Below are 21,584 nucleotides of genomic sequence, written 5' to 3'. Positions count from 1 at the left end.
AACTTTGCCGGTGCTACGAGCATAAAAAAACCCGCGCATTGGCGCGGGTTTCTTAAACTTCTGCAGATTCGAATCAGTTATTGATTCCGCCCACGAGTCTACCGCGCAAACTGGATGCGTTTAGTAGTAGACCGAGTAGGCGGAAAGAATGAAACATGAGTCAAACCTCGTAAATTGAGTGCTGCACATATTGGTACTGGAATTGACGTGTGAAGTCAACCTTAAGTACAAGGGTATTTCTGTGAAGTCAGAAGGGCGATGTGCTGTGATTTTTCGGCTGCGCAGAGCAATGACATTAATTAGCAACAGAATAAGTGAATCCATCCACTTAAAAAATCGTTTAGAAAATAGAATTTATTTTAAATGGTTGATAATTAAAATTTTAAGTTGCTAATGTGCATTGCTGATAAAACAAGATTAGGCTTGTTGTTAAGAAGAATATGATGTGATCGGGCCGTTTTATAGATAATCACGCCAGAAAGTAATTACCACAAAAGATTGTGGACTGAGTGGTCAGGCAATATGAAAATCATATTTCTTAGAACACGCTGCAAATAATCTATAAACCAGCATTTTCCTCTGTGGTTATGACGAAGCATTAGTTTAATCCTCGCAGGCAATAATCACGCATCAGTGCCTTTATTGCCGGATCGGGCGCGACGTGGCGTCCTGGCGTTTGCAGGGCGGGTTGTCTGCGGTTATGGTAATCGACCTACTCTCATATAATTAACTCAAGTAGATTCCCTGTACCTGGAAGGTGGACAGAACGCCGCCTTCTGAGCATAAACATAAGGTTTTGATCTTAATTGGCGATCGGGGGCCGGATATCAGTGGCGTGCGGGAAACGCGAACGTCAGTGGATTCAGTCCCTCAAGCCTGGAGGCAGAAAATGGAGATGTTGTCAGGAGCCGAAATGGTCGTCCGTTCGTTAATCGATCAGGGCGTTAAGCAGGTATTCGGTTATCCGGGCGGAGCGGTGCTCGATATTTACGATGCGCTGCAAACGGTCGGTGGTATTGACCACGTATTGGTCCGTCATGAACAAGGCGCGGTGCATATGGCCGATGGCCTTGCGCGTGCGACCGGTGAAGTGGGCGTGGTGTTAGTGACTTCCGGTCCGGGCGCCACCAACGCGATTACCGGTATTGCAACCGCCTATATGGATTCGATCCCAATGGTAATTCTGTCGGGTCAGGTGCCTTCGTCACTGATTGGTTACGATGCGTTCCAGGAGTGCGACATGGTCGGCATCTCCCGCCCGGTGGTGAAGCACAGCTTCCTGGTGAAAAACGCCGAAGAGATCCCAACCGTGTTGAAAAAGGCCTTCTGGCTGGCAGCAAGCGGTCGCCCGGGGCCGGTGGTGATCGATCTGCCAAAAGATATCCTGAATCCCGCCAACAAGCTGCCGTACGTCTGGCCGGAAACAGTGAGCATGCGCTCATACAATCCGACCATTCAGGGCCACAAAGGACAGATTAAGCGCGCGCTGCAAACATTACTGGCAGCACACAAGCCGGTGATTTACGCCGGCGGCGGCGCGATTATGTCGGGCTGCGAAGCCGAGCTGCTGCAGCTGGCAGAGCAACTGAATATTCCGGTAACGACCTCGCTGATGGGCTTGGGCGTGTTCCCTGGCACACATCGTCAGTGCGTCGGCATGCTGGGTATGCACGGCACTTACGAAGCCAACATGACCATGCACAATGCCGATTTGATTTTCGGTATTGGCGTGCGCTTCGACGACCGCACCACCAACAATCTGGCGAAGTACTGCCCGAACGCCACCATCATGCATATCGATGTCGATCCGACGTCGATCTCCAAAACGGTCAGCGCCGACATTCCAATCGTTGGCGATGCGAAGCAGACGCTGGCACAGATGTTAGAGCTGCTGGCGCAAAGCGATGCGAAGCAGGAACTTGATAGCCTGCGCGACTGGTGGCAGACCATTGAAGGCTGGCGCGGTCGCAAGTGCCTGGAATTCGATCGTACCAGCGACAAAATCAAACCGCAGGCAGTCATCGAGACCATCTGTCGTTTGACCAAAGGCGAAGCTTACGTGACGTCTGACGTTGGTCAGCATCAGATGTTTGCCGCACTTTACTACCAGTTCGACAAGCCGCGTCGCTGGATCAACTCCGGCGGCTTAGGCACCATGGGCTTCGGCTTGCCTGCAGCGTTAGGTGTGAAGATGGCGCTGCCGGATGAGACGGTTATCTGCGTGACCGGCGATGGCAGTATCCAGATGAACATTCAGGAGCTGTCGACCGCACTGCAGTACGATTTACCGGTGCTGGTATTAAACCTCAACAACGGCTTCCTCGGCATGGTTAAGCAGTGGCAGGACATGATTTACTCGGGCCGCCACTCGCAGTCCTACATGCAATCGCTGCCTGACTTCGTGCGTCTGGCCGAAGCGTATGGGCATGTGGGCATTTCCATTGCGCATCCGGCGGAGCTGGAAGAGAAGCTGCAGCTGGCACTGGATACGCTGGCGAAAGGACGTCTGGTGTTTGTCGATGTAAACATTGACGGCAGCGAGCACGTTTACCCGATGCAAATTCGTGGTGGTTCGATGGATGAGATGTGGCTGAGCAAAACGGAGAGGACTTAATTATGCGTCGTATTTTATCGGTTCTGCTGGAAAACGAATCCGGTGCATTGTCCCGCGTAGTGGGGCTGTTCTCTCAACGTGGCTATAACATCGAAAGCCTGACTGTGGCACCGACCGATGATCCCACTTTGTCACGCATGACCATTCAAACGGTCGGCGACGCGAAAGTGCTGGAGCAGATCGAGAAGCAGCTGCACAAGCTGGTGGACGTGCTACGTGTCAGCGAGCTGGGTCAGGGCGCTTACGTTGAGCGTGAGATTATGCTGGTGAAAATCCAGGCCAGCGGTTACGGCCGTGAAGAAGTGAAGCGCAGCGCGGAAATTTTCCGTGGGCAGATTATCGATGTCACGCCAACGCTTTACACGGTTCAGCTGGCAGGCACCAGCGATAAACTCGATGCGTTTCTTAACACCGTGCGTGACGTGGCAGAAATTGTCGAAGTGGCGCGCTCAGGAATTGTGGGTGTGTCGCGCGGCGATCGCGTGATGCGTTAATCACCCAAAGTAACGATTTCATCTGATTCTAACCCGGCGAAATGCCGGGTTTTTTTATTTTATGCGCTTAACCAGGATGCGAGAGAAAAGCGGTTGCTCGGCGTAGTGTTCTGCGGTTAGATGTTACAAATGTTTTACCCATAGCTACTCTGCGGATATTTTCGTCAGCGCTGGCTTATCAGAATTAAGGTGTCACCGTGAAACTGGATGAAATTGCGCGCCTGGCAGGCGTGTCGCGCACCACGGCCAGCTATGTAATTAATGGCAAAGCGCGGCAGTATCGTGTCAGCGAAAAAACCGTCGAAAAAGTGATGGCGGTGGTGCGTGAACACAACTATCACCCCAATGCCGTCGCGGCTGGGCTGCGCGCCGGGCGCACACGTTCAATTGGCCTGGTGATCCCCGATCTGGAAAACACCAGTTACACGCGCATTGCGAATTATCTGGAGCGTCAGGCGCGTCAGCGCGGCTATCAGCTGCTGATTGCCTGCTCAGAGGATCAGCCAGACAACGAAATGCGCTGCATCGAGCATCTGTTGCAGCGCCAGGTTGATGCCATCATTGTTTCAACTTCACTGCCACCAGAGCATCCGTTCTATCAGCGTTGGATCAACGATCCGCTACCGATTATCGCGCTGGACCGTGCGCTGGATCGTGAACACTTTACCAGCGTAGTGGGTGCCGATCAGGATGATGCGCAGGCGCTGGCGGCTGAATTGCGTCAGCTACCGGTGAAAAATGTGCTGTTCCTCGGCGCGCTGCCTGAGTTGTCGGTCAGCTTCCTGCGTGAGTTAGGTTTCCGCGATGCGTGGAAAGATGATGAGCGGCCAATTGATTACATCTACTGCAACAGTTTCGATCGGGCCGCCGCTGCGGCGCTGTTTGAGAAGTACCTCGAAGATCATCCGATGCCGGAGGCACTTTTCACCACATCGTTTGGGCTGCTGCAGGGCGTAATGGACATTACGCTGAAGCGTGATGGTCGCCTGCCGACGGATTTAGCGATCGCCACCTTTGGCGACCATGAATTGCTGGATTTCCTCGAGTGCCCGGTGCTGGCGGTGGGGCAACGTCACCGCGACGTGGCTGAGCGCGTGCTGGAACTGGTGTTAGCCTCGCTAGATGAACCACGTAAACCCAAGCCGGGTTTAACCCGTATTCGTCGCAATTTATTCCGCCGCGGACAATTAAGTCGCCGCTTTAAATGAAATGCTGGGCAGTTCGCTGCCCAGCATTTATTAATCCTGTCGATATTTTGAAACCTTAGGGCGTAAATAAGCGTAAATAATCGCCACTCCAGCTAACAATTTAACCTTGCTGACTTTTCTTAATTGTTTACATGTTCACCAGTGAGGCGTGGCAGAGCTGGCGCGATGATGCTGGGCTTCCTTTCAGAAATCCCCTAAAATGCCGCCGCTGTCGCAGATTGCGGGGCAATTATATTTTTGCGCCGGAGCGCTTTATTTTTCGCCATTTATCCTCGTGCAGAAATTTTTATTCAATTATTCATCAGGTTAATTTTTTATTTTACGAATCCATGTCGATTAATTCCCTCATTGATTAATTTCACCCGATGTAAATAGTGATATTCACTTGCCGTTGCGGCTTGACAAGGATTTCATCGGCTCCGTAAACTCGTTTCGTGGTAAAAAGTGGGATAAAGTGGTGAAAACGGGTGATTGAGGGGTAAGGCTGGCATGTTCCGTGGAGCAACGTTAGTCAATCTCGACAGCAAAGGACGATTAGCAGTACCAACGCGCTATCGAGAATTGCTTGTCGCAGAGTCTCAGGGGCAAATGGTATGCACCATTGACCTCCACCAGCCATGCCTGCTGCTTTATACCCTGCCCGAATGGGAAATCATTGAGAAAAAGCTGTCTCGCTTATCCAGCATGAATCCTGCCGAGCGTCGCGTACAGCGACTGCTGTTGGGACATGCCAGTGAATGCCAGATGGATAATGCGGGTCGTTTGTTGTTGGCGAACACGTTACGTCAACATGCCGGCCTGACCAAAGAAGTGATGCTGGTTGGACAGTTCAATAAGTTTGAGCTGTGGGATGAACAGACCTGGTATCAACAAGTTAAGGATGATATTGACACAGAACAGTCGGCTCAGGAGCCTTTATCTGAGCGGTTGCAGGACTTGTCGCTATAGCTATGCAGGAAAATTTCAAACACACCACAGTGCTGCTGGATGAGGCGGTAAACGGCCTCAATATCAGGGAAGACGGCATTTATATTGATGGCACTTTTGGTCGCGGCGGTCACTCGCGCTTAATCCTTTCGCAGCTTGGTGAGAAAGGGCAACTGATAGCGATTGATCGCGATCCGCAAGCGATAGCCGCAGCCGCTGAGATAAACGATCCGCGCTTCTCGATCGTCCACGGGCCGTTTTCGGCTTTGGCAGAATACGTTGAAGAGCGCGGGCTGACCGGCAAGATCGATGGCGTTCTGCTCGATCTGGGCGTTTCTTCTCCGCAACTGGATGATGCCGAACGTGGCTTCTCCTTTATGCGTGATGGGCCACTGGATATGCGTATGGATCCAACACGCGGGCAATCGGCCGCCGAATGGCTGATGAGCGCAGAGGAGGCGGATATCGCTTTCGTGATCAAGACCTACGGTGAAGAGCGTTTCGGTAAACGGATTGCGCGCGCCATCGTAGAGCGTAACCGCGACCAGCCGATGACACGCACCAAAGAGCTGGCGACGGTGATTGCCGCCGCCATGCCCGTCAAAGACAAATTTAAGCACCCGGCAACGCGTACTTTCCAGGCGATTCGTATCTGGATCAACAGTGAGCTGGAAGAGATCGATACCGCGCTGAAAGGGGCCTTGTCGGTGCTCGCGCCAGGCGGCAGGTTGTCGATCATCAGCTTCCACTCACTGGAAGATCGCTTAGTGAAGCGTTTTATGCGCGATCAGAGCCGCGGTCCGCAGGTGCCAGCAGGCATTCCGATGACGGAGTCGCAGCTTAAAGCCTTAGGCGGCCGTGAGCTGAAAACGCTGGGCAAATTGATTCCTGGCGAAGCCGAAGTGAACGAAAACCCACGTGCGCGCAGTTCGGTATTGCGTATCGCGGAGCGAACGGCCTCATGATTGGCAACGAGCGCCACAGCTTACCCGGTGTCATTGGTGGGGACTTGTTGCGATTTGGCAAGATCCCGCTGTTGCTGTTGATCGCGGTGCTGGTGTCCTCGGTAATGGTCGTGACCACCACGCATAAGACGCGCCTGTTAACGGCGCAGCGTGAACAGCTGGTGCTGGAGCGTGATGCGCTCGATATCGAATGGCGCAACCTGATTCTTGAAGAGAACGCACTGGGCGATCACAGCCGCGTAGAGCGGATAGCAACCGATAAACTGCAAATGCAGCATGTTGATCCTTCGCAGGAAAATATTGTGGTGCAGAAATAAGGAATCGCAGAACTCAATGAGTGGCGCAGGCAAAACGCTGAAGTTTAAAAAACAAGAAGATAAGGCCAGCTTTGTAAGCTGGCGCTTTGCGTTACTGTGCGGGTGCATTTTACTGGCGCTGGGCGGACTGCTGTCGCGCGTAGCGTGGCTGCAGGTGATCAACCCTGACAAGCTGGTGAAAGAGGGCGATTTGCGTTCGCTGCGCGTGCAATCGGTGCCAACCGCGCGCGGTATGATCAGCGATCGTGCCGGTCGTCCGCTGGCGGTGAGCGTGCCGGTGAATGCGATCTGGGCCGATCCGAAAGAGCTGACCGAACACGGCGGCGTCTCGCTGGATAGTCGCTGGAAAGCGCTGTCGGATGCGTTATCGATTCCGCTCGATCAGCTTGCTGCACGTATCAATGCCAACCCGAAAGGGCGCTTTGTCTATCTGGCGCGTCAGGTGAATCCAGCGATTGGCGAGTATGTGAAAAAGCTTAAGCTGCCGGGCATCTATCTGCGTGAAGAGTCGCGCCGCTACTATCCGGCGGGCCAGGTGACCGCGCACCTGATTGGTTTCACCAACATTGATGGCCAGGGCATTGAAGGCATCGAAAAAAGCTTCGATAAATGGCTGACCGGCGCACCGGGTGAACGTACGGTGCGTAAAGACCGCAACGGCCGCGTTATTGAAGATATCTCCTCGGTAGATAGCCGCGCCGCGCACAACCTGACGCTAAGCATTGATGAACGTCTGCAGGCGCTGGTGTACCGCGAACTGAATAATGCCGTGGCGTTCAACAAAGCCGAATCAGGCACCGCGGTGCTGGTGGATGTAAACACCGGCGAAGTGCTGGCGATGGCGAACAGCCCCGCTTACAACCCGAATAATCTCAGCAACACGCCGAAAGACGTGATGCGTAATCGCGCTATTACCGACATCTTCGAGCCAGGTTCCACCGTGAAACCGATGGTGGTGATGACGGCTTTGCAGCGCGGTGTGGTGAAAGAGAACAGCGTACTGAATACCGTGCCGTACCGCGTCAATGGTCATGAGATCAAAGACGTGGCGCGCTACAACGAATTGACCCTTACCGGGGTTTTACAGAAGTCGAGTAACGTCGGGGTTTCACGTTTGGCGTTAGCGATGCCCTCCTCAGCACTTGTAGATACTTACGCGCGCTTTGGACTGGGTAAACCGACCAATTTGGGGCTGGTCGGGGAAAGTAGTGGCTTATACCCTCAAAAACAACGGTGGTCTGACATAGAGAGGGCCACCTTCTCTTTCGGCTACGGGCTAATGGTAACGCCGTTACAGTTAGCGCGAGTCTACGCAACCATTGGCAGCTACGGCATCAATCGCCCGCTGTCGATCACCAAAGTTGACCCGCCAGTGGCGGGTGAACGCGTTTTCCAGGAAGACCTGGTGAAAACGGTGATGCACATGATGGAAAGCGTTGCGTTGCCTGGCGGTGGTGGGGTTAAAGCCGCCATCAAGGGCTATCGCATTGCCATCAAAACCGGTACCGCCAAGAAAGTTGGACCGGATGGACGTTACGTCAACAAATACATTGCTTATACCGCAGGCGTTGCGCCTGCCAGCCGTCCTCGTTTTGCGCTGGTGGTGGTGATCAACGATCCCCAGGCCGGTAAATATTATGGTGGTGCGGTTTCAGCACCGGTGTTTGGCGCCATCATGGGCGGCGTATTGCGTACCATGAATATCGAACCTGATGCGCTGCCAACAGTTGATAAGAACGAGTTGGTGAAGAATAGAAGTGAGGAATCAAGTGACAGATCGTAACCTGCGCGACTTACTGGCCCCGTGGGTGCCGGGTGCGCCGGCGCGTCCACTCCGTGACATGACACTAGATAGCCGCGCGGCGGCTTCTGGCGATCTGTTTATCGCCGTGGCGGGTCATCATGCTGATGGACGTCGTTTTATTCCGCAGGCTATTGCACAAGGCGTAGCGGCAGTGATTGCCGAAGCCGAAGGCGAAGCCAGCGATGGAGATATCCGCGAGATGCATGGCGTCCCGGTTATCTATCTGGCGCAGTTGCAGCAGCGTCTCTCTGCACTGGCCGGACGCTTTTATCAGCAGCCTGCAAGCAAACTGAAATTGATTGGTGTTACTGGCACTAACGGCAAAACCACCACCACGCAACTGATGGCGCAGTGGGCCAATCTGCTCGGTGAAACCGGCGCAGTGATGGGCACGGTAGGCAATGGCCTTTACGGTCAACTGGTGGCAACTGAAAACACCACCGGTTCTGCGGTGGATGTGCAGCATGTGCTGAATGATTTAGTCGGGCAGGGCGCAACCCTGACGGCAATGGAAGTCTCCTCACACGGCTTGGTGCAGCATCGCGTTGCCGCCTTGCCGTTTGCGGCCGCGGTATTTACTAACCTGAGCCGCGATCACCTCGATTATCACGGTGATATGCAGAGTTATGAATCCGCTAAATGGTTACTGTTCTCTGAGCATCAGGTCGCTGAAGCCATCATCAATGCGGATGATGAAGTGGGGCGTCGCTGGCTGGCGAAATTGCCGGATGCGGTAGCGGTCACCATGGAAGACAATCTGCAATCGGGCTGTCATGGCCGCTGGCTGAAAGCCACGGCGGTGGATTATCACGACGGCGGTGCGCATATTCAGTTCAGCTCCAGCTGGGGCAACGGCGAGTTTGATAGCCGGCTGATGGGCGCTTTCAACGTGAGCAACCTGTTGCTGGCGCTGGGTACGCTGCTGGCGCTGGATTACCCGCTTGATGCGCTGGTTGCCACTGCACCGCAGCTGCAGCCGGTGTGTGGTCGCATGGAAGTATTCACTGCACCAGACAAACCTACGGTGGTTGTCGATTACGCTCACACGCCGGATGCGCTGGAAAAAGCGCTGGAAGCGGCGCGTCTGCACTGTAAAGGCCAGCTGTGGTGCGTGTTTGGCTGCGGTGGCGATCGTGACAAAGGCAAACGTCCGCTGATGGGCGCGATTGCTGAGCAATTCTCCGACATCGTCGTGATTACCGACGATAATCCGCGCAGCGAAGAGCCGATGGCGATTGTGAATGACATTCTCACCGGCTTACTCGATCCGGGCCGCGCACGCGTGGTTTCCGGTCGTGCGCAGGCGGTCACCAATGCCGTGATGCAAGCTGGCGCCGATGACATCGTGTTGGTGGCCGGAAAAGGCCACGAAGATTATCAAATCATTGGCAACCGCCGTTTGGATTACTCCGATCGCGACACCGTCGCCCGTTTGTTGGGGGTGATGGCATGATTCCCGTTTCTCTCAATACGCTGGCCGAAATCAGCGGCGGTCAACTGCACGGCGCGGATTTAACCCTTGCCGATGTCACCACCGATACCCGAAAGGTCACCGCCGGCAGCCTGTTTGTGGCGCTGGTGGGTGAACGTTTTGATGCTCACGATTTTGCTAACGATGCCATTGCCAACGGTGCGCAGGCGCTGCTGGTCAGTAAGCTGCTGCCGGTTTCTGTCCCGCAGGTGGTTGTGGCTGATACGCGGATTGCTTTTGGGCAACTCGCCGCGTGGGTACGCCAACAGGCGAATGCTCGCGTGGTTGCGTTGACCGGTTCATCTGGCAAAACCTCGGTCAAAGAGATGACCGCCGCGATTTTGCGTCAGTGTGGCGAAACGCTTTACACGGCTGGCAACCTGAACAACGACTTCGGCGTACCAATGACACTGCTGCGTCTCACCAAAGAGCATGCTTACGCGGTGATCGAATTAGGTGCCAACCATCAGGGTGAAATTGCCTACACCACCGATCTGGTGCGTCCGGAAACTGCGCTGGTGAATAACCTTGCTGCTGCCCATCTGGAAGGCTTTGGCTCGCTGGCGGGTGTGGCGAAAGCCAAAGGCGAAATTTTTGGCGGCTTGCCGGTACACGGTACCGCGATCGTCAACGCTGACAGCAACGATCTGGCCAACTGGCAATCACAGTTTGCAGATAAAACCTTGTGGCGCTTCTCGCCGCAGCCGATGGCTGATGCAGAGTTCCGCGCCAGCGAAATCGTGCTGCGAGCCGATGCCACGCTGTTCACGCTGCATACGCCACGCGGTGATATCGCCGTGGAGCTGCCGCTGCCGGGCCGTCATAACATCTCGAATGCGTTAGCCGCGGCAGCGTTGGCATTGTCAGTAGATGCGCCGCTGTCGGCGATTCAAGCTGGCCTTAAAACCTTGCAGGCTGTTCCTGGTCGACTGTTCCCGATTCGCCTGGCGGCCAATCAACTGCTGCTGGATGACAGCTACAACGCCAATGTCGGTTCGATGACTGCCGCCGCACAGGTGTTAGGCGATATGCCGGGCTACCGCGTGATGGTAGTGGGCGATATGGCTGAATTGGGTGATGAAGCCGAATTGTGTCATCGCCAGGTCGGTGATGCGGCCAAAGCGGCAGGTATCGATCGCGTGCTGAGCATTGGGACTCTGAGCCAGCTGATTGGCGAAAACAGCGGTAAAGGCGAGCATTTCGCCACAAAAACCGCGCTAACTGAACGTTTACGCACATTGCTGTCCGAACATCAGGACATCACTATTTTGGTTAAAGGTTCACGTAGTGCCGCCATGGAGCAGGTAGTACAGAGCTTACAGGAGAAAGGAACATGCTAGTCTGGCTGGCCGAACATCTGGTCGCATTTTATTCCGGCTTTAACGTCTTCTCGTATCTGACGTTTCGCGCCATTGTCAGCCTGCTGACCGCCTTGTTCATTTCTCTGTGGATGGGCCCGCGCCTGATTGCCTGGCTGCAGAAGCTGCAGATCGGTCAGGTGGTGCGTAACGACGGTCCAGAGTCACACTTCAGCAAACGCGGCACGCCAACCATGGGCGGCGTGATGATCCTCACCTCAATCACCATTTCGGTGCTGATGTGGGCCTATCCGTCTAATCCATATGTCTGGTGCGTACTGGTGGTGCTGGTCGGTTTTGGCATCATCGGCTTTGTGGATGACTATCGTAAGGTGGTGCGCAAAGACACCAAAGGCCTGATCGCGCGCTGGAAATATTTCTGGATGTCAGTAATTTCGCTGGCGGTTGCGTTCGCGCTGTTTATCGCCGGTAAAGATACGCCTGCAACGCAGCTGGTGGTGCCGTTCTTTAAAGACGTGATGCCGCAGCTGGGCCTGTTCTACGTGGTGCTGGCCTACTTCGTGATTGTTGGTACCGGCAACGCGGTTAACTTAACGGATGGTCTTGATGGCTTAGCCATTATGCCAACGGTGTTCGTGGCAGCAGGCTTTGCGCTGGTGGCGTGGGCGACCGGTAACGTCAAGTTTGCCGAATATCTGCACATTCCTTATTTACGGCACGCGGGCGAATTAGTGATTGTCTGCACCGCGATTGTCGGAGCTGGACTCGGATTTTTGTGGTTCAACACCTATCCAGCGCAAGTGTTCATGGGCGATGTCGGCTCATTGGCGCTGGGTGGCGCGCTCGGCACCATCGCCGTGCTGCTGCGTCAGGAATTCTTGCTGTTAATCATGGGCGGCGTGTTTGTGGTCGAAACGCTGTCGGTGATTCTGCAGGTGGGATCGTTCAAGCTGCGCGGTCAACGTATTTTCCGCATGGCGCCGATTCACCATCACTATGAATTGAAAGGCTGGCCGGAGCCGCGCGTCATTGTGCGCTTCTGGATTATTTCGCTGATGCTGGTGCTGATTGGCCTGGCAACGCTGAAGGTACGTTAATCATGGCTGACTATCGGGGCAGAAAAGTCGTCATCATTGGATTAGGCATTACTGGCCTCTCCTGTGTTGATTTCTTCCTCGCGCAAGGCGTAACGCCACGCGTGATGGATACCCGTGTCTCGCCGCCGGGGCTGGACAAACTGCCAGCTTCGGTGGAGCGCTATGTTGGCGGTATTAATAGTGATTGGCTGCTGGCCTCCGATCTGATTATCGCCAGCCCCGGGATCGCGCTGGCGCATCCTGCATTAAGCGAAGCAGCCGATGCCGGGATTGAAATCATCGGCGATATTGAGCTGTTCTGCCGTGAAGCGCAGGCACCGATTGTGGCAATCACCGGTTCGAACGGCAAAAGCACTGTCACGACGCTGGTGGGCGAAATGGCGCGCGCAGCAGGTTGGCAGGTGGGCGTGGGCGGCAACATCGGTTTGCCAGCGCTGACGCTGTTGAAATCGCCAGCACAGCTTTATGTGCTCGAACTCTCCAGCTTTCAGCTGGAAACCACCCACAGCTTAAAAGCGGCGGCGGCGACAATCCTCAATCTTACCGAGGATCACATGGATCGCTATCCGCTCGGCATGCAGCAGTATCGTGCCGCCAAGCTGCGCATTTACGAAAACGCCAGCGTCTGCGTGGTGAATGCTGACGATGGCATGACCATGCCGGTGCGCGGTGTTGATCAGCGCTGCGTAAGCTTCGGCATCAACCTCGGCGATTATCATCTTAATCAGCAGCAGGGCAGCACCTGGCTGCGGGCGAAGGGCGAGAAAGTCCTGAACACCGATGAGATGACGCTGGTCGGCCAACACAATTACACCAACGCGCTGGCAGCGCTAGCATTGGCCGACGCGGTGAATATTCCACGCGCTTCCAGCCTGAAAGCATTAACCACATTTACCGGCCTGGCGCACCGCTTCCAGCTGGTGCATGAAGCCCACGGTGTGCGCTGGATTAACGATTCCAAAGCCACCAATGTTGGCAGCACCGAAGCGGCGCTGAATGGCTTGCAGGTGAAAGGTACCTTGTGGCTGCTGCTGGGCGGCGACGGCAAGTCGGCTGATTTCAGCCCGCTGGCGCGCTATCTGCAGGGCGACAACGTGAAGCTGTTCTGTTTTGGTCGAGATGGTGATGCGTTAGCGGCATTGCGTCCGGAGATCGCCACGCGCACTGAAACCATGCAGCAGGCGATGACGCAGATTGCCGCCCAGGTTAAAGCCGGCGATATAGTGCTGTTATCACCGGCCTGCGCCAGCCTTGACCAGTTCCGTAATTTTGAACAGCGCGGCGATCAGTTCGCGCAACTGGCGAAGGAGTTGAGCTGATGCGCATTCCTGGAGCCGGTATCGCCAACTATCTGTCGTTGCGCCTGCGTGAATGGGTGATGGGCGCGCGCGACAATGATGATGCGCCGGTGGTGCTGTACGATCGCACGTTGCTGTGGCTGACCTTTGGGCTGGCGCTGATCGGTTTTGTGATGGTGACGTCGGCGTCGATGCCGGTCGGTCAACGTCTGAATGAAGATCCGTTCTACTTTGCCAAGCGTGATGCATTCTATATCGCTTTGGCGTTTGGTATGGCGCTGGTGACCTTGCGCATCCCGATGGATTTCTGGCAGCGCTACAGCAACGTGATGCTGATGGTTTCCGTGGTGATGCTGCTCATCGTCCTGGTCGTCGGTAGCTCGGTGAACGGTGCATCGCGCTGGATTGCCCTTGGCCCGCTGCGTATTCAGCCGGCCGAGCTTTCGAAGTTGACGCTGTTCTGCTATCTCGCCAGCTATCTGGTGCGCAAAGTCGAAGAGGTGCGTAACAACTTCTGGGGTTTCTGTAAGCCGATGGGCGTGATGGTGGTGCTGGCCGTGCTACTGCTGGCGCAGCCGGATCTCGGTACCGTCGTTGTGCTGTTTGTTACCACGCTGGCGATGCTGTTCCTCGCCGGGGCGAAAATGTGGCAGTTCCTGGCGATCATCGGCTCCGGCATTTTCGCCGTGGTGCTGCTAATCATTGCCGAACCGTACCGTATGCGCCGTGTGACCTCCTTCTGGAACCCGTGGGAAGATCCCTTCGGCAGCGGCTACCAGCTGACGCAATCGTTGATGGCGTTTGGGCGCGGTGAGTTCTGGGGGCAGGGCTTAGGCAACTCGGTGCAGAAACTGGAATATCTGCCGGAAGCACATACTGACTTCATCTTCTCCATCATCGGTGAAGAGTTGGGTTATGTCGGTGTGGTTTTAGCGCTGTTGATGGTATTCTTCGTCGCTTTTCGCGCGATGTCGATTGGTCGCCGTGCTCTGGAGATCGATCAGCGCTTCTCAGGCTTCCTCGCTTGCTCAATTGGCGTGTGGTTTAGCTTCCAGGCGCTGGTTAACGTGGGTGCAGCTGCTGGCATGCTGCCGACGAAAGGTCTGACGCTGCCGCTGATCAGTTACGGTGGTTCGAGTCTGATCATCATGTCGACCGCCATCGTGTTTTTATTACGCATAGATTATGAAACGCGTCTGGCAAAAGCGCAGGCGTTTACCCGAGGTGCACGATGAGTGGCAAACGGTTGATGGTCATGGCAGGCGGTACTGGCGGACATGTGTTCCCGGGTCTGGCCGTTGCCCATCACCTGATGGAACAAGGCTGGCAGGTGCGCTGGCTGGGAACCGCTGACCGAATGGAAGCGGATTTGGTGCCGAAACACGGCATTGAAATTGATTTTATCCGCATCAGCGGTTTACGCGGTAAAGGTGTTAAAGCGCAGTTGCTGGCACCGGTACGCATCTTCAATGCATGGCGCCAGGCGCGTTGCATCATGAAGAGCTGGCAGCCGGATGTGGTGCTGGGAATGGGCGGCTACGTTTCGGGTCCTGGCGGCTTAGCGGCGTGGAGCTGCGGTATTCCGGTGGTGCTGCATGAGCAGAACGGCATTGCCGGACTGACCAACAAGTGGCTGGCGAAGATCGCCACCAAAGTGATGCAGGCGTTTCCGGGGGCGTTTCCAAATGCTGAAGTGGTTGGCAATCCGGTGCGTACCGACGTGTTAGCGCTGCCGTTACCGGCAGAGCGACTGAGCGCACGTTTCGGCCCGATTCGCATGCTGGTGGTTGGCGGCAGCCAGGGCGCGCGCATCCTTAACCAGACCGTGCCGCAAGTGGCCGCAGCGTTGGGCGAAGCCATTACGGTTTGGCATCAAACCGGTAAAGGCGGACTGGAAACCGTGCAGCAGGCTTACCGCGCAGCGGGTCAGCCGCAGCACAAAGTCACCGAGTTTATCGATGACATGGCCGAAGCTTACGCCTGGGCCGATGTCGTAGTGTGCCGTTCGGGCGCATTGACGGTAAGTGAAGTGGCGGCCGCAGGTTTACCGGCAATCTTCGTACCGTTTCAGCACAAAGATCGTCAGCAGTACTGGAATGCGTTGCCGCTGGAAAAAGCGGGCGCAGCCAAAATTTTCGAGCAGCCGCAGTTCACCGCGGCTGTGGTAGCGGACACGCTGCGTCACTGGGATCGCGCCACATTGTTGGCGATGGCAGAAAAAGCCCGTCAGGTCGCGATTCCCGATGCAACCGAGCGGGTTGCAAATGAAGTGGCGCGCGTCGCGAAGTAAATTAATCGGCCAGTTGATTTGGCCCGTACCTTCAGCAGGTACAAACGGGAAAAACAGGTAATTGAAACAGATGAATACACAACAATTGGCAAAACTGCGTTCTATTGTGCCCGAGATGCGTCGCGTCCGGCACATTCACTTTGTCGGCATCGGTGGTGCTGGCATGGGCGGTATTGCCGAGGTGTTGGCGAACGAAGGCTATCACATCAGCGGTTCTGATCTGGCGCCGAACGCGGTGACACAGCATCTGGCTGCGCTGGGTGCGACGATTTATTTCAACCATCGTCCGGAAAACGTCACCGATGCCAGCGTTGTCGTGGTGTCGACGGCCGTAGCGCAGGATAACCCTGAACTGGTTGCCGCCCGTGAGCAGCGTATTCCCGTGATTCGTCGTGCTGAGATGTTGGCTGAACTGATGCGTTTCCGTCACGGCATCGCCGTTGCGGGCACGCACGGTAAAACCACCACCACCGCGATGGTGACCAGCATTTACGCGGAAGGTGGACTGGATCCCACCTTCGTTAACGGTGGCTTGGTTAAAGCCGCAGGTACGCATGCGCGCCTGGGCAGCAGCCGTTATCTGATTGCTGAAGCAGATGAAAGTGATGCGTCCTTCCTGCATCTGCAACCGATGGTGGCAATTGTCACCAACATCGAAGCGGATCACATGGACACTTATCAGGGCGATTTCGAGAACCTGAAGCAGACGTTCATTAACTTCCTGCACAACCTGCCATTCTATGGACGCGCGGTAATGTGCGTGGATGATGCAGTGATTCGTGACCTGATCCCGCGCGTAGGCCGCCAGGTAACCACCTACGGCTTTAGCGATGACGCGGATGTGCGTATTGAGAATTACGAGCAGCGTGGCGCACAAGGCCACTTCACCATTATTCGTCAGGATAAGCCGGTGCTGAAAGTGACGCTGAATGCGCCGGGCCGTCATAACGCGCTGAACGCGGCCGCCGCGGTAGCTGTTGCCAGCGAAGAGGGGATTGAAGATAACGCGATTCTGGCCGCGCTGGAGAGCTTCCAGGGCACCGGACGCCGCTTTGACGTGCTGGGCGAGTTCGATACCGCCGCCGTCAATGGTAATCCAGGCAGTGCGATGCTGGTCGACGATTACGGCCACCATCCCACCGAAGTGGATGTCACCATCAAAGCCGCACGTGCGGGCTGGCCTGACAAGAAGCTAGTGATGGTGTTCCAGCCGCATCGCTACACGCGTACGCGTGACCTGTTTGATGATTTCGCGAATGTGCTGTCGCAGGTGGATGTGTTGCTGATGCTGGATGTCTATCCGGCGGGTGAAGCGGCGATTCCAGGCGCTGATAGCCGCTCGCTGTGCCGCGCGATTCGTAACCGTGGCAAAGTTGATCCGATTCTGGTCTCTGAGCATGACGCGCTGCCAGATGCGCTGGCACCGTTGCTGTCGGGCGACGATCTGGTGATCGTGCAGGGTGCAGGCAACATCGGCAAGATTGCCCGCAAGCTGGCCGAAAACGAATTACAGCCTGCCGTTAAGTCGGAGGCGCGCTATGACTGAGAAGGTTGCAGTATTGATGGGCGGCACCTCGGCCGAGCGTGATGTGTCGCTGATGTCCGGTGCGGCAGTGCTGGCCGGACTGCGTGAAATGGGCATTGATGCGCATGCAGTCGATACGCGTGATGTGTCGGTGCTTGACCTGAAACAGCAAGGCTTCGCTAAAGCGTTTATTGCTTTGCACGGTCGTGGTGGTGAAGACGGCACGCTGCAAGCGGTGCTGGAGTTTCTGCAACTGCCCTATACCGGCAGCGGTGTGATGGCTTCCGCCATCACCATGGATAAGCTGCGCAGCAAATTGCTGTGGCAGGGCAGGGGATTACCTTCAGGCAAATTTGTCTGGCTGACGCGTCAGCAGCATGAACAAGGTTTAAACGCGGATACCACCAAAGCCATTGAGGCGCTGGGTTTACCGCTGTTTGTCAAGCCAAGCTGCGAAGGTTCTAGCGTCGGTATCAGCCGCGTGAACCATGCGGATGCATTACCCGCGGCGCTTGAAGAAGCCTTTCGTCATGATGATGACGTGCTGATCGAAGCTTTTCTGAGCGGCGCGGAATACACCGTGGGCATCGTGGGTGAGCAAATTCTGCCTTCTATCAGAATTAAAACCGCCAGCGAGTTCTATGACTATGAAGCTAAATACATTTCTGACGATACTGAATACTTCTGCCCGAGCGGATTAAGCGCCGAGCAGGAAGCAGAATTGCAGACGTTGGTGTGGTCAGCCTGGCGCGCATTGGGTTGCAGCGGCTGGGGTCGCGTGGACGTGATGGCTGACGGTGAGGGCAACTTCCAGCTGCTGGAAGTGAATACTTCGCCCGGCATGACCAGCCACAGTTTAGTGCCTATGGCCGCGAAGCAAGCGGGATACAGCTTCCCGCAGCTGGTGGCGCGTATTCTGGAGCTGGCTGACTGATATGTCTCAGGCAGCGATACGAGTACGCAATCGCGAACCTCAGGAGCGGACACGCTCCGGGCGCAGCAACGGTGCGCGACTGTTTGGCATGGTGTTCCTGCTGATTGTGTTGGGCATTATGGTGGCGGGTGGCCTCGTGGTGCTGAAGTGGATGAATGACGCGTCACGCTTGCCGTTATCAAAGCTGGTGGTGACCGGGCAAACCCACTACACCACGCATGATGATATTCGTCAGGCCATTTTATCGCTTGGCGCGCCGGGAACCTTCATGTCGCAGAACGTGGATATCATCCAGCAGCAGATTGAGCGTTTACCCTGGATTAAGCAGGTCAGTGTGCGCAAGCAGTGGCCTGATGAGCTGAAGATAAATCTGGTGGAGTATGTTCCGGTTGCACGCTGGAATGACTCACATATGGTGGACGCCGCTGGCGTCTCCTTCAGCGTTCCGGCCAGTCACGTTGGCAAAGAAACGTTGCCGATGCTGTACGGTCCGGAAGGCAGTGAAAACGAGGTGTTAGCCGGCTATCACACCATGAGTGATGTATTAAAGGCTAACAAGTTTACCCTGAAGGTCGCGTCGATGACGGCGCGGCGCTCGTGGCAATTAGTGACCAGTGACGATGTGCGCATCGAACTAGGTCGAAGCGATACCATGAAGCGTCTGAACCGTTTTATTGAGCTTTATCCGGATTTGCAGCAGCAGGGCCAGAGTCAGAACCAGCGCATCACGTACGTTGATTTGCGCTACGATTCGGGCGCCGCAGTCGGTTGGGCCGCTGCACCGATAGAGCCACAGGACAGTAATCAGCAACAGAACCAGGCACAGGCTAAACCACAATGATCAAGGCAACGGACAGAAAACTGGTAGTAGGACTCGAAATTGGCACCGCGAAGGTGTCCGCCCTGGTTGGGGAAATTCTGCCCGATGGTATGGTCAATATTATTGGGGTGGGCAGTTGCCCGTCTCGCGGCATGGATAAAGGCGGCGTAAACGATCTGGAATCGGTGGTGAAATGCGTACAGCGCGCCATCGATCAGGCTGAATTGATGGCGGACTGCCAGATTTCCTCGGTCTACCTTGCTTTATCGGGCAAACATATCAGTTGCCAGAACGAAATCGGGATGGTTCCGATTTCGGAAGAGGAAGTGACTCAGGATGATGTAGAGAACGTGGTGCATACGGCGAAATCCGTTCGCGTACGTGATGAGCATCGTATTCTGCATGTTATCCCGCAGGAATACGCCATCGATTATCAGGAAGGCATTAAGAATCCAGTGGGACTTTCTGGCGTACGTATGCAGGCGAAAGTACATTTGATCACGTGCCACAACGATATGGCAAAAAATATTGTCAAAGCCGTTGAACGTTGCGGCCTGAAAGTTGACCAACTGATTTTTGCCGGGTTGGCATCCAGTTTCTCCGTACTGACGGAAGATGAACGTGAGCTGGGCGTCTGTGTTGTTGATATCGGTGGCGGTACAATGGATATCGCTGTCTATACTGGCGGTGCACTGCGTCACACTAAAGTGATCCCGTATGCCGGGAACGTGGTAACTAGCGATATCGCTTACGCTTTTGGTACACCGCCGACCGACGCAGAAGCGATTAAAGTGCGTCACGGTTGTGCATTGGGCTCGATTGTCGGCAAAGACGAAAATGTCGAAGTGCCGAGCGTAGGTGGACGTCCACCACGTAGCCTGCAGCGTCAAACGCTGGCTGAAGTCATCGAGCCGCGTTACACCGAACTGTTGAATCTGGTCAACGACGAGATTCTGCAATTACAGGAGCAGCTGCGCCAGCAAGGCGTGAAACACCATCTGGCGGCCGGTATCGTGCTGACCGGTGGTGCGGCGCAGATTGAAGGTTTGGCAGCCTGCGCACAGCGCGTGTTCCACACGCAAGTGCGCATCGGACAGCCGCTTAACATCACCGGCCTGACGGACTATGCGCAGGAGCCGTATTACTCTACGGCGGTTGGCCTGCTGCATTACGGCAAAGAGTCACACATGAACGGTGATGCAGAAACGGAAAAACGTGCTTCAGTGGGCAACTGGTTCAAGCGAATCAACAGCTGGCTGAAGAAAGAGTTTTAATTTTTGAAAAAGGAGATCATGCTGGCAATGTTTATGATCTCCAGGCGACAGGCACATAACGGAGAGAAATCATGTTTGAACCTATGGAATTAACCAATGACGCGGTGATTAAAGTCATCGGCGTCGGCGGTGGCGGTGGCAACGCCGTAGAGCACATGGTACGCGAGCGTATCGAAGGTGTGGAATTCTTCGCTGTGAACACCGACGCGCAAGCGTTGCGTAAGACAGCGGTCGGCCAGACGATCCAGATCGGGACCAATATCACCAAAGGTCTTGGGGCAGGTGCGAACCCAGAAGTGGGCCGTAACTCTGCAGAAGAGGATCGCGAAGCACTGCGTGCTGCGCTGGATGGTGCAGACATGGTGTTCATCGCAGCTGGCATGGGCGGCGGTACCGGTACTGGTGCAGCGCCAGTTGTGGCTGAAGTGGCAAAAGATTTGGGTATCCTGACCGTTGCGGTGGTGACTAAGCCGTTCAACTTTGAAGGCAAAAAGCGTATGGCTTTTGCTGAGCAAGGTATCGCTGAACTGTCTAAGCATGTCGATTCACTGATTACTATTCCAAACGACAAGCTGCTGAAAGTTCTGGGTCGCGGTATTTCTCTGTTGGATGCGTTCGGCGCAGCCAACGACGTATTGAAAGGCGCTGTACAGGGTATCGCTGAACTGATTACCCGTCCTGGCCTGATGAACGTTGACTTTGCGGACGTGCGTACCGTGATGTCAGAAATGGGTTACGCCATGATGGGTTCAGGCGTGGCATGTGGTGAAGATCGTGCGGAAGAAGCGGCAGAAATGGCTATCTCTTCTCCGCTGTTGGAAGACATCGATCTGTCTGGCGCGCGCGGCGTGCTGGTCAACATTACTGCGGGCTTCGACCTGCGTCTTGATGAGTTTGAAACCGTGGGTAACACCATCCGCGCCTTCGCTTCTGACAACGCAACCGTGGTTATCGGTACTTCTCTGGATCCAGAGATGAACGACGAACTGCGTGTGACCGTAGTTGCAACCGGCATCGGCATGGATAAGCGTCCGGAAATCACGCTGGTGACCAACAAGCCGGCCACTCAGCCAGTGATGGATCATCGCTACCAGCAGCACGGCATGGCGCCGCTGCCGCAGGAGCAGAAACCGGCTGCGAAAGTGGTGAATGACCAACCGGCGGCATCCAGCAAAGAACCCGATTACCTTGATATTCCAGCCTTCTTGCGTAAGCAGGCTGATTAAG

The 21,584-nt window shown here is 55.3% G+C and carries 19 protein-coding genes; 18 read left to right on the top strand and 1 reads right to left on the bottom strand.

Annotated features, from left to right (window positions below):
• Window positions 1–73 precede the first annotated feature (73 nt).
• Entirely contained in the window at window positions 74–157 is an 84-nt protein-coding gene (leuL, locus tag Q3H59_RS24735) for a leu operon leader peptide (RefSeq protein ID WP_099686952.1), read from the bottom strand.
• A 732-nt stretch (window positions 158–889) separates the two neighbouring features.
• Between leuL and ilvI the strand changes: the two genes are divergently transcribed.
• The 18 genes from ilvI to ftsZ all read left to right on the top strand — a co-directional run bounded on the left by ilvI (window position 890) and on the right by ftsZ (window position 21,583).
• Window positions 890–2,614, top strand: coding sequence for an acetolactate synthase 3 large subunit (ilvI, locus tag Q3H59_RS16840; protein WP_137385150.1), 1,725 nt, complete (start codon window positions 890–892; stop codon window positions 2,612–2,614).
• 2 nt (window positions 2,615–2,616) lie between these two features.
• Window positions 2,617–3,108: an acetolactate synthase small subunit gene (ilvN, locus tag Q3H59_RS16835; RefSeq protein WP_007885011.1), complete on the top strand. Its 492-nt coding sequence runs from the start codon at window positions 2,617–2,619 to the stop codon at window positions 3,106–3,108.
• 197 nt (window positions 3,109–3,305) lie between these two features.
• The gene (gene cra, locus Q3H59_RS16830) at window positions 3,306–4,316 is read left to right on the top strand and encodes a catabolite repressor/activator (protein ID WP_309835946.1); all 1,011 of its coding nucleotides are present in this window, start codon (window positions 3,306–3,308) and stop codon (window positions 4,314–4,316) included.
• A gap of 489 nt (window positions 4,317–4,805) precedes the next feature.
• The gene (mraZ, locus tag Q3H59_RS16825) at window positions 4,806–5,264 is read left to right on the top strand and encodes a division/cell wall cluster transcriptional repressor MraZ (RefSeq protein ID WP_007885013.1); all 459 of its coding nucleotides are present in this window, start codon (window positions 4,806–4,808) and stop codon (window positions 5,262–5,264) included.
• Window positions 5,265–5,266: 2 nt separating this feature from the next.
• Window positions 5,267–6,208, top strand: coding sequence for a 16S rRNA (cytosine(1402)-N(4))-methyltransferase RsmH (gene rsmH, locus Q3H59_RS16820; RefSeq protein ID WP_101762120.1), 942 nt, complete (start codon window positions 5,267–5,269; stop codon window positions 6,206–6,208).
• The gene (gene ftsL, locus Q3H59_RS16815; protein ID WP_101762119.1) at window positions 6,205–6,525 is read left to right on the top strand and encodes a cell division protein FtsL; all 321 of its coding nucleotides are present in this window, start codon (window positions 6,205–6,207) and stop codon (window positions 6,523–6,525) included. Before rsmH ends, ftsL begins: the two co-directional genes overlap by 4 nt.
• A gap of 16 nt (window positions 6,526–6,541) precedes the next feature.
• Window positions 6,542–8,308, top strand: a complete 1,767-nt coding sequence (locus tag Q3H59_RS16810) for a peptidoglycan glycosyltransferase FtsI (protein WP_309835939.1) — start codon at window positions 6,542–6,544, stop codon at window positions 8,306–8,308.
• Window positions 8,295–9,782 carry a UDP-N-acetylmuramoyl-L-alanyl-D-glutamate--2,6-diaminopimelate ligase gene (gene murE, locus Q3H59_RS16805; protein ID WP_137385152.1) on the top strand — a complete coding sequence of 496 codons (1,488 nt, stop codon included), beginning with the start codon at window positions 8,295–8,297 and terminating at the stop codon, window positions 9,780–9,782. Before Q3H59_RS16810 ends, murE begins: the two co-directional genes overlap by 14 nt.
• Entirely contained in the window at window positions 9,779–11,140 is a 1,362-nt protein-coding gene (murF, locus tag Q3H59_RS16800) for a UDP-N-acetylmuramoyl-tripeptide--D-alanyl-D-alanine ligase (RefSeq protein ID WP_309835937.1), read from the top strand. The genes murE and murF overlap by 4 nt, the downstream gene beginning before the upstream one ends.
• Window positions 11,134–12,216 carry a phospho-N-acetylmuramoyl-pentapeptide-transferase gene (gene mraY, locus Q3H59_RS16795; protein WP_007888613.1) on the top strand — a complete coding sequence of 361 codons (1,083 nt, stop codon included), beginning with the start codon at window positions 11,134–11,136 and terminating at the stop codon, window positions 12,214–12,216. Before murF ends, mraY begins: the two co-directional genes overlap by 7 nt.
• A gap of 2 nt (window positions 12,217–12,218) precedes the next feature.
• The gene (gene murD / locus Q3H59_RS16790; RefSeq protein WP_309835934.1) at window positions 12,219–13,535 is read left to right on the top strand and encodes a UDP-N-acetylmuramoyl-L-alanine--D-glutamate ligase; all 1,317 of its coding nucleotides are present in this window, start codon (window positions 12,219–12,221) and stop codon (window positions 13,533–13,535) included.
• Window positions 13,535–14,749, top strand: coding sequence for a cell division protein FtsW (gene ftsW, locus Q3H59_RS16785; RefSeq protein ID WP_222185265.1), 1,215 nt, complete (start codon window positions 13,535–13,537; stop codon window positions 14,747–14,749). The genes murD and ftsW overlap by 1 nt, the downstream gene beginning before the upstream one ends.
• Window positions 14,746–15,804: an undecaprenyldiphospho-muramoylpentapeptide beta-N-acetylglucosaminyltransferase gene (murG, locus tag Q3H59_RS16780; RefSeq protein ID WP_309835929.1), complete on the top strand. Its 1,059-nt coding sequence runs from the start codon at window positions 14,746–14,748 to the stop codon at window positions 15,802–15,804. Before ftsW ends, murG begins: the two co-directional genes overlap by 4 nt.
• Window positions 15,805–15,874: 70 nt before the next feature.
• Window positions 15,875–17,350, top strand: a complete 1,476-nt coding sequence (gene murC, locus Q3H59_RS16775) for a UDP-N-acetylmuramate--L-alanine ligase (RefSeq protein ID WP_217549111.1) — start codon at window positions 15,875–15,877, stop codon at window positions 17,348–17,350.
• Window positions 17,343–18,263 carry a D-alanine--D-alanine ligase gene (locus tag Q3H59_RS16770; protein ID WP_137385156.1) on the top strand — a complete coding sequence of 307 codons (921 nt, stop codon included), beginning with the start codon at window positions 17,343–17,345 and terminating at the stop codon, window positions 18,261–18,263. Before murC ends, Q3H59_RS16770 begins: the two co-directional genes overlap by 8 nt.
• A gap of 1 nt (window position 18,264) precedes the next feature.
• Window positions 18,265–19,104 (top strand): cell division protein FtsQ, encoded by an 840-nt coding sequence (gene ftsQ / locus Q3H59_RS16765; protein WP_101762111.1) that lies wholly within the window; start codon window positions 18,265–18,267, stop codon window positions 19,102–19,104.
• Entirely contained in the window at window positions 19,101–20,357 is a 1,257-nt protein-coding gene (gene ftsA / locus Q3H59_RS16760; protein ID WP_007888634.1) for a cell division protein FtsA, read from the top strand. The genes ftsQ and ftsA overlap by 4 nt, the downstream gene beginning before the upstream one ends.
• Window positions 20,358–20,428: 71 nt before the next feature.
• Window positions 20,429–21,583: a cell division protein FtsZ gene (gene ftsZ, locus Q3H59_RS16755; protein ID WP_008108602.1), complete on the top strand. Its 1,155-nt coding sequence runs from the start codon at window positions 20,429–20,431 to the stop codon at window positions 21,581–21,583.
• Window position 21,584: the final 1 nt, after the last annotated feature.

Source organism: Pantoea sp. SORGH_AS_0659 (genome assembly GCF_031453915.1).
Taxonomy (GTDB): Bacteria; Pseudomonadota; Gammaproteobacteria; order Enterobacterales; family Enterobacteriaceae; genus Pantoea; species Pantoea leporis.
Note: the sequence above shows the minus strand (reverse complement) of the source record. Positions and strands in the feature narration are given on the sequence as shown.